Annotated in this window: 1 protein-coding gene and 1 pseudogene; both read left to right on the top strand. The window is 65.0% G+C overall.

Translation table 11 applies throughout. The features are described from left to right. A pseudogene (locus EN914_RS36975) lies at nt 1-366 on the top strand (EamA/RhaT family transporter); the annotation flags it as partial. A 48-nt stretch (nt 367-414) separates the two neighbouring features. Next, nucleotides 415-844 (top strand): molybdenum cofactor guanylyltransferase MobA (mobA, locus tag EN914_RS36970; protein ID WP_127389758.1); only part of this gene is annotated, 430 nt, incomplete at its 3' end.

The raw sequence follows: 844 nt of genomic DNA, 5'->3' as shown, positions 1-844 counted from the left end.
CTTGCCATGACAATCGTCGGCGCGGCGCTGTTGCCGGCAATGGGCGGCTGGACGCCGATGACGGGCAACAGCACGGCCCTGCTGGCCCTGGCTGCTGTGCTGGTGATTATCGGCTACCAGTTCATCATCATGGCGATGCGGGCGGGCGACATCTCCTTCATCGCGCCGTTCCGCTACACGGCCCTGATCTGGTCGATCCTGCTTGGCCTGTTCATCTTCGCGGACATTCCCGATCTGCCGATGATCGTCGGCGCCACCATCATCATCGGCTCCGGCCTCTATGCGCTCTACCGCGAGCGGGTCGTCGGCCGGCGCAAGATCGTCGCCGAAAGCACGGGGCCAAGCATGGTTCCGGACGGAATCTAGCCAGATCATTCTTGTGATTTCCGGCGGCTGGCGTACAGGCTTCGTGGCATGAAGCGAGACATTGCGGGGATTGTTCTGGCCGGTGGCCAGTCGAGGCGGATGGGCGGCGGCGACAAGAGCCTGTTGCCGCTTGGCGATGGCTGCCTGCTTGACCAGGTCGTGTCGCGCTTCGCCCCGCAAATAGAATCGATGGCGCTCAGCGCCAATGGCGACCCTGCACGATTCCTGCGCTTTGGACTGCCGGTGCTTGCCGACAGCGTGCCCGGCTTTGCCGGTCCGCTCGCCGGAATCCTGACCGGCCTCGAATGGGCCGCGGCCAACAGGTCTTGCAAGGCGATCGTCAGCGCTGCCGGCGACACGCCTTTCCTGCCGTTGGACCTTGTCGAGCGTCTGGCAGGGGCCGCCGATCAAAGCCCCGGTTCTATTGCCGTTGCCCGCTCGGCCGGCAAGCGGCATCCGACCTTCGCGCTTTGGCCGA

It is taken from the genome of Mesorhizobium sp. M7A.F.Ca.CA.001.08.2.1, from assembly GCF_003998455.1.
In the GTDB taxonomy this organism is placed as follows: domain Bacteria; phylum Pseudomonadota; class Alphaproteobacteria; order Rhizobiales; family Rhizobiaceae; genus Mesorhizobium; species Mesorhizobium ciceri.
This window is presented reverse-complemented; position numbering and strand designations above follow the sequence as displayed.